At 42.9% G+C, this 7,311-nt stretch carries 6 protein-coding genes; 5 read left to right on the forward strand and 1 reads right to left on the reverse strand.

What is annotated here, in order from left to right; all coding sequences use genetic code 11:
- Nucleotides 1-275 precede the first annotated feature (275 nt).
- The gene (locus tag ACE1AQ_RS13300) at nt 276-1,712 is read right to left on the reverse strand and encodes a TM0106 family RecB-like putative nuclease (protein ID WP_106909969.1); all 1,437 of its coding nucleotides are present in this window, start codon (nt 1,710-1,712) and stop codon (nt 276-278) included.
- Between the two features lie 285 nt (nt 1,713-1,997).
- Here ACE1AQ_RS13300 and ACE1AQ_RS13305 point away from each other — a divergent pair, with 285 nt between their 5' ends.
- The 5 genes from ACE1AQ_RS13305 to ACE1AQ_RS13325 all read left to right on the forward strand — a co-directional run bounded on the left by ACE1AQ_RS13305 (nt 1,998) and on the right by ACE1AQ_RS13325 (nt 6,945).
- A complete protein-coding gene (locus ACE1AQ_RS13305) occupies nt 1,998-3,212 on the forward strand; it encodes an aminotransferase class V-fold PLP-dependent enzyme (RefSeq protein WP_008201199.1) in 1,215 nt (404 codons plus the stop codon).
- Between the two features lie 30 nt (nt 3,213-3,242).
- Nucleotides 3,243-3,572, forward strand: coding sequence for a BrnT family toxin (locus ACE1AQ_RS13310; RefSeq protein WP_008201197.1), 330 nt, complete (start codon nt 3,243-3,245; stop codon nt 3,570-3,572).
- Nucleotides 3,573-3,848: 276 nt separating this feature from the next.
- Nucleotides 3,849-4,595: a hypothetical protein gene (locus ACE1AQ_RS13315; protein WP_110545993.1), complete on the forward strand. Its 747-nt coding sequence runs from the start codon at nt 3,849-3,851 to the stop codon at nt 4,593-4,595.
- Between the two features lie 602 nt (nt 4,596-5,197).
- Nucleotides 5,198-5,728 (forward strand): hypothetical protein, encoded by a 531-nt coding sequence (locus tag ACE1AQ_RS13320; protein ID WP_008200972.1) that lies wholly within the window; start codon nt 5,198-5,200, stop codon nt 5,726-5,728.
- 20 nt (nt 5,729-5,748) lie between these two features.
- Nucleotides 5,749-6,945: a glycosyltransferase gene (locus ACE1AQ_RS13325; RefSeq protein ID WP_008200970.1), complete on the forward strand. Its 1,197-nt coding sequence runs from the start codon at nt 5,749-5,751 to the stop codon at nt 6,943-6,945.
- The last annotated feature ends 366 nt before the right edge of the window (nt 6,946-7,311 follow it).

Here is a 7,311-nt window from a genome sequence, read left to right on the forward strand (position 1 = left end):
TCATCGCAGGATGAACGCACCTTGAAAACTAGAGTTATGGGGTTCTATAGGGGAATGCTCCTATAGGTAAAAGCTCTAAGCGTCAAGTACCAGAGAAACCAATTATTTTAGAGGTTTTGAACTGTATCGTAGGGCATACGAAAACAGGCTTCTGTAAGGGAGCGAAAGTCTGAGGAGAGAACCACCTCTGGGTGGGATTTCGCCAGGAATCTAATTCAAGTGGACTCGTTGAGCCAGAAATTCTCAGCAGTGATGCTAGAAGAATCCACGTCCGTTTACGGCGTGGGGTATGTCAAAAGCCAATCTTTTAGTATAAAGGTGGCGCGACAATCATCCTCATTGTAACGTAAAATAGCCGCCAATAAAGTCCGATCTCCTGTTTTTAACCACTGGTCATACCACCAAACGCATTGATCCCCGCTTACTCCTCGATCGCGCCATTGAAAGCCAATCCAGTTAGCGAGGGATTTTAAAGAATAACTTTCCACGGGAAAAGTTACCGAGTTAACTACATGATAGTGCAGATCAAAACAGCGAGAAACTAACTGATTAATCAAAGAAGAAGGGGTTTTATAAAGATAACCTAATCGCTTAATTGTTTCCACTTCGTACTCAGAAAAGTGAAAAATTGGTGCTTGATAATCCTGCATGACTAAGGTTAAGAATTCCTGCCAAATCCTGCCTTCATCTTCTGGCTTTTCTGCCAAAAAGGGATAAAATTGCTGGGTATTAACTCGATGGTCAACCCGTAAAACCCCCAAAAGATAATCTAAATTCTGTTCTGGTTCCGCTTCGATGTCAAAATAAAATTCAATCTCGGCCCTCGGTAGGGGGGGCAAATAGGCAGTTTTGCCGTTGCTTTTGCGAAAGGCCCGATTTTCAATAATTGCTTGGGCCTGTAGTTGTAACTGATTAGCCACCTCTACCCCCATCCCCTCCCCCATACGGGTAGGACAGGTAAGCGCCAGGGATTCCATGGTGAAAACTCCCAAAGACTGTAAAAATTGGTAACGACTGGGAGTCACCCCCGGAACTAAAGAAAGATGTTGACTCGCTTGGGCGATATCATAACAGTGACTATACCAATGACATAAACTGCAACGCTGACGCGAGATAAAAACTTCTGGTTCTTGGCGATTAATCACCATTTCGCCGAACTTTTTGATTATTTCCTCTAGTTTAGTTAACCAGAGATTCAATTCCACCCGATAGCGATTATGACGACGTAGGACAATTTCCGCATAACTGGGAAAAACTCCCTGCATACTGGCTAATAAATAGGCGTAAAAAGTAGCCAGCAGCTTATATTCAGGCTTAGGACGGCGACCGAGTTGAATATTGAGGGGATAATAAACCCAATCGCCAAATTTAGACTCTCCTGCCTTTTTAATCAATAAATGCGGGGAACCAGTTAAAGAGACGGGATAGCCAGATTGTAACAGGACTCCGTGATAAATACAGGATACCCCCTGACGCATCAAAGCTTCCGTTTCCCTAGCGGCGGCTAAAATATCGCTGGTGGGAGTAGTCAGGGAATAATAATCGGGATAGGAGTCTTGCAGGACTTTTTTAACGTGACTTTGACTCTCTTGGCGCAATTTAAGCAAAAAATCTCGCTCAGGGTCTTTTTCTTGGCTATTGCCGTAGAGATTTAAAAACGCACGGCGTTGACAACGTTGGTAGTCTAGAAGTAGATCATCGGTCAGTAGCATTCTATCAAGGAGAAAAGTTAAGCTTTCCTGGACCTGTGAGGTAAAGTAAAAAATAATAAACTTAAAAAAAGAAAACATTCCCAAGTATGTTTCCTCTACTTTAATACTATTGTGACAATTGTGACTTAATCCGTCGATAGAATTCAGCCTTCGGTCGTCGGTCGTCAGGAAGTGGGGAATTCAACTAAAACCCGAAAACCCCAAAACCCAACACCTTCTAACTGATAACTGATAACTGATAACTGATAACTGATAACTGATAACTGACCCCCCATCTCCTCGCTTATGCAGAATTTAGACGAAAATAGCCTCGATTGCGCCGTTAGTAAACCGGATTTAGCCGAACAAAGACAGGAATTTCGGGGACTTAGCAATAAAGTTTACTTTAATTTCGGTGGTCAGGGAACCTTGCCCAAGGCCGGATTAGAAGCGATTATCGATGCCCATAATTTTCTCCAACAACAGGGTCCTTTTTCAGGACGGGTAAACGATTGGATTACCGGAAAAACGGAACTTCTCAGGCAAGAAATGGCTCAGGAGTTGGGAATTAGCCCCAGTAATCTCTCTATCACCGAGGATGTCACTGTGGGCTGTAATATCGCCCTCTGGGGGGTTGATTGGCAAGCGGGGGAACATATTTTACTAACCGATTGTGAACACCCCGGAATTATGGCCACAGTTCGGGAAATTGCCCGTCGTTATCATCTGGAAATTTCCACTTGTCCTATTCGGGAAACTTTAAACGGTGGCAACCCGATAGAAGTGATTTCCGGTCATTTACGTCCAAAAACTAGGGTTTTGGTGGTTAGTCACGTTCTCTGGAATACCGGACAGGTTTTACCCCTCAAGGAAATCTCGCAGCTTTGTCATGATAATTCTGTCACCGAAAAACCCGTTTTAGTGGTGGTGGATGCTGCCCAATCCGTGGGTTGTTTGCCCTTGGATTTAAGCGCTACTGCCGCCGATTGTTATGCTTTTACGGGTCATAAATGGTGGTGTGGACCAGCTGGTGTGGGAGGATTGTATATTCGTCCCGAAATTTTCCCTAGTTTACAGCCCACTTTTATCGGTTGGCGCGGTATTGAAACAGATAACCGAGGACAGCCTATCGGTTGGAAACCGGATGCCAGACGCTTTGAAGTGGCCACTTCTGCCTATCCTCAATTTGAGGGTTTAAGGGCAACTATTGCGGTACATAACGCCTGGGGTGATGGGGGACAAAGATACGAAAAAATCTGTCAATTAGCGGCTTATCTTTGGGAAGAATTAAAGACGATTAAAGGGGTGAAATGTTTAAAAAATTCTCCGCCGGAATCCGGTTTAGTTTCCTTTCAAATTGACTCGACCATCAGCCCACAAAATTTAGTGCAACAGCTAGAAAAACAAGGGTTTTTACTGCGAACTCTCCTCGACCCCCTCTGTGTGCGTGCCTGTGTCCATTATTTCACTTTGCCCTCAGAAATCGAGCAGTTAGTAGCAGCTATCCAAAAGTTAGTTTAAAATCGGATTATAGGCGATCGACTATCGATAATGACGACCCCGCAACTTTTCGAGTGGGATGAAAATAAGCGTCAGGCCAATATAGAAAAACACCGCATAGATTTCGCCGACCTGGAAGCGATTTTTAGCGGGCCGATAATCGAGCGCGTGGATAACCGTCAGAATTACGGCGAAATTCGAGTGATTCTAGTGGGTACAATCGATAATATCGTTTTGGTGGTGGTTTATACATGGCGTGGCTCGGTTCGTCGAATAATTAGTGCTAGGAGGGCTAACAACCGTGAACGAAGAACATATTACCAGAGTCACCCGCGAACAGTGGGCGAAGTTGAAAGGCAAAACGAACTGGGAGAAAGTTAAAGGGATGAGTGAGGCGGAAATTGAAAAAAACGCCCTAGAAGACCCCGATAATCCACCGCTGCCGGCTGATTTTTTCGATAAAAGCGAGTGCGGTTAATTTGATTTTCTAAAATTCATAAGCTATTACATCATCTAAGCGACTTGCGCTTTGATAATGTACTGTTTAGGGCTAGTCTGATTCTTCTACAGAGCGATTGTCTGGCAGGGATATTATTCCTACGCAAGTCCCTAATGTTCAGTCAGCTTTCAAAAATCTACCCGATTCACCCTAAATCTATGCTGAAAAAAAATCAAAAAACAGCAGTTTTGCCGTTCTACGGCAAAACTGCTGTTATCCTTGCTACTGGAACTCTCCTCGCAACCTCCTTTGCTCATTCCGCATCCGCAGCGGTACTAACCTTCGATATTACGGGAATCAATAACTTTGACTCTCTAAACTCCCCTTCCTTTGCGGGATACGGTGATCGTATTACCAGCTTCACGAATGGTATTTTCAGTTACGGTAGCGCTGGGGGCTTGACACCGAACGTGGTCGTGGACTATCCGAACAACCGGACGTTATGGTGGTCATTGGAATATGGAAATCTTACCAATGTTATCTATGCCGAGGAGTCTGGAACCAGTATTCTTGATGTCACCCTAACCGCCGATCCAGGGTTTGAGGTGGTGCTAGATTCTTTCGATCTCGCGGGTTGGCGCGGAGACTACACGATTAACTCCGTACAAGTCCTGAGCGGTGGCACTTCTGTGTTTAGTCAAAGTAATGTATTCATCAGTGGAACCACGCGAACCAGTTTCAATACCTCGAATCTCGGTTCCCTCGCCGCTTCAACACTAACGATCCGTTTTGACGCCGCTAATCTCGGTAGTGATTCAGATAATATTGGCTTGGATAACATTCAATTTTCTCAAAGAAGTACGACCCCTCCCCCGGTGAGAACTTCTGAACCTTCCGCTCTAGTGGCGATCAGCGCAGTTGCGGGGATCGCCACTTTTCTAAAACGAGCGAGAAAAGATCGATAATCAATCTTTAGTAACTGGATTTGGGGATTTTATCGGGGGCTGTATTAGCCTAGACTAACACAGCCCAAAGTTACCGTTTAAATGTCCAAATCCGTAAGATTTAAACGTGATCCGTGGGTTTCGATAAATTCTCGCCGGGGGGCAACTCGATCGCCCAATGGTAGTGGGCTTTATGGACTTGTGTGACTAGATGATTTTGATAACTTTCTGCTCACATTTGGTTAATTCTTCTGAAGTTGCTATCATGGCAAGTTCTTTTTTTAGCAATATTTTGCTACACTTCGCTTATCATAGGGATTTCAGGCTTCTTTGTCACCCCGTCAGTTCTTCGGGTTGAATTCCCTGCCGCTTGCGGTGTATGATGGAATTGTCTTGACCACCATTCCTTAAGCGATCACCAAGTTCAACATACTTGAGCCAAAGCGGTTTGAGGTTAACCTCTATCCTCACAACCACAACGTTGGGGCTGGGGCTTTGCAAGGAAACTAGGGTCGAGCTAAGTTTCGCGGGCGTTTGTTATGGCAACTCTCCGGTATCAACCTAAATTCTCCAGAAGCGGCTATGCCTCTAATGTGTATTGCCATTAGGAAGACCTAAATAGAATGAAAATCTTATTACTAGCGAACCATCTTCCGGATCAAAGACAAAGTATCAACAGGTTTGCTCAAATACTTGAAACTGGCTTGACCGAATTAGGTCATCAAGTCCGTTTAATCCGTTCTCAGCCGTGCATAGGTCGTCTTCAGCTATCTTTAAAAGGTTTAGGAAAATGGTTAAGCTATATTGATAAATATCTTCTTTTCGCCCACATACTCCCACAAGAATTGTCTTGGCCGGACATTCCCTGTGGTTGTCCTGTAATCACATCTAAACGCCCTCCGATGACTGAGGTAGGAGGAGAGGCCGCTATCTACATCAATCCAACTAACCCTGAAGAGGCAGCAGAAACAATAGCTGCTTGTCTCCCTATACTCAAATTCCTTAAACAGAAGGCAATTTTCAATGCCCAGTACTGTACTGCCGACAAAATGATTGCTTCTGATCTTGAGCTTTATCAAACAGCTATTTTTCAAAAAAATAGCGGGCGGGTTGACTACATTAAGTGTTTTTACCTCAAAAACGACAGCCAATAGAATATCGGGAACATAAAATAATGAAAATATTGCATATAATTCCATCTATTACTTTATTGGGAGGCGGCAGTAATGTAGCCGCTATCAACATTGTTAAAGCACTCAGAATTGCCAGTATTGATGCGGAAATCGTCACCACTAATGACAATTTTGGTACTGTCCTAGACGTTCCTGTAAATAGGTGGATTGAATACGATCAGGGACTTCCTGTTTTATTTTTTTCTAAAATCTATACAGGGATAAAATTTATCTCAGAATATACCCTAGCCTTAGATTATCATAATTGGCTGTGGAACAATATAGAAAACTATGATCTAGTACACATTCATTCATTCTTTTCCTATCTCTGCACTTTGGGAGCAATTATAGCTCGTCTTAAAAAGGTTAAGTATATCATCTCTCCTCACGGTCAGCTAGATTCCTGGGTTATCAACCAAAAAAAAATAAAAAAAATGGTTTATTATACTCTACTTGAGCAACAAAATTTGGAAAATGCTTCTGCAATTTACTGTACAACTAACCAAGAAGCTCAAGATGTCAAAAATTTTGGAATCAAATCTCCTACTTTTATACTTCCTCTCGGCGTGACACCGCTAGTTGATTTACCTGATGCGAAAATTAACATACGCACAATTTATCATATTGCTTCTAACATTCCTATTGTTTTATTTATGTCGCGTTTTCATCCCAAAAAACACATGGAATTACTTTTATATGCTGCCCACAATTTAGCCAAGCGACACAATTTTCATCTTATTCTGGCTGGTTCAGGAAATCCAGAGTACGAGCAGTATATCTTCAATTTAGTTTTATCTTTAAATCTTAACGAGGTTACTACTTTTTCGGGCTTCGTTCATGGAGAGAACAAAACCTTATTACTACAAGGAGCAGACATTTTTGTTCTCCCATCTTACGGAGAAAACTTTGCGATAACGGTGGCAGAAGCAATGGCATATGGGCTGCCTGTAATTGTTACCCCAGAGGTGCAAATTTCTCCAGAGATTGAGGCTAATAAGACAGGAATTGTCGTCTCAGGAAAACTGGAAGCTTGGGTACAGGCAATTGAGAAATTATTGATCTCAGAAGAACTACGAACGGAAATGGGAGAAAATGGTAGGCTTTTAGCTAGGACGAAATATGACTGGGATGTTATAGCAAAAGAATTAAGTATTATCTATCAAGATATCATTGATAATAAGCCTTTAGCTTCACTTTAAAAATATTACTCCACAGGGTAAGCTCATCTAATGTGGTATAAATTGTACTTGACAAAGATTGCTGAATAGGGTACTGAAATCACTGTAGCACCGTCCCGCACTGCCAGTACCCAGACTTAGCCGCTGCTACCTCTGTATAATACTAAATCCGTTGAGTATAGCTGGACTTCCCCGTTGACAAAAAGCCATAAGCTGTGCTGTAGAAGGGATTAAGAGAATTTACGCCGCCCCGTTACTGGGTACAAATCAGGGAAACTCCCAATAAATCTAACGCTTTTTGTTGCAGTTGGGTCGGTCGAGTTATCTTAGAAAAACGATAACTTCCCTCTCTAATCGTACATTCCACTGTATTCAAGCAAATTGTCC

It is taken from the genome of Microcystis sp. BLCC-F209 (genome assembly GCF_041928595.1).
Taxonomy (GTDB): Bacteria; Cyanobacteriota; Cyanobacteriia; order Cyanobacteriales; family Microcystaceae; genus Microcystis.

What these genes read in the sequence shown, in the direction of transcription:
- ACE1AQ_RS13300 (WP_106909969.1), bottom strand. Translation starts at nt 1,712, where the DNA reads ATGCTACTGACCGATGATCTACTTCTAGACTACCAACGTTGTCAACGC.
- ACE1AQ_RS13315 (WP_110545993.1), top strand. Translation starts at nt 3,849, where the DNA reads ATGCTGAAAAAAAATCAAAAAACAGCAGTTTTGCCGTTCTACGGCAAA.
- ACE1AQ_RS13325 (WP_008200970.1), top strand. Translation starts at nt 5,749, where the DNA reads ATGAAAATATTGCATATAATTCCATCTATTACTTTATTGGGAGGCGGC.
- ACE1AQ_RS13310 (WP_008201197.1), top strand. Translation starts at nt 3,243, where the DNA reads ATGACGACCCCGCAACTTTTCGAGTGGGATGAAAATAAGCGTCAGGCC.
- ACE1AQ_RS13305 (WP_008201199.1), top strand. Translation starts at nt 1,998, where the DNA reads ATGCAGAATTTAGACGAAAATAGCCTCGATTGCGCCGTTAGTAAACCG.
- ACE1AQ_RS13320 (WP_008200972.1), top strand. Translation starts at nt 5,198, where the DNA reads ATGAAAATCTTATTACTAGCGAACCATCTTCCGGATCAAAGACAAAGT.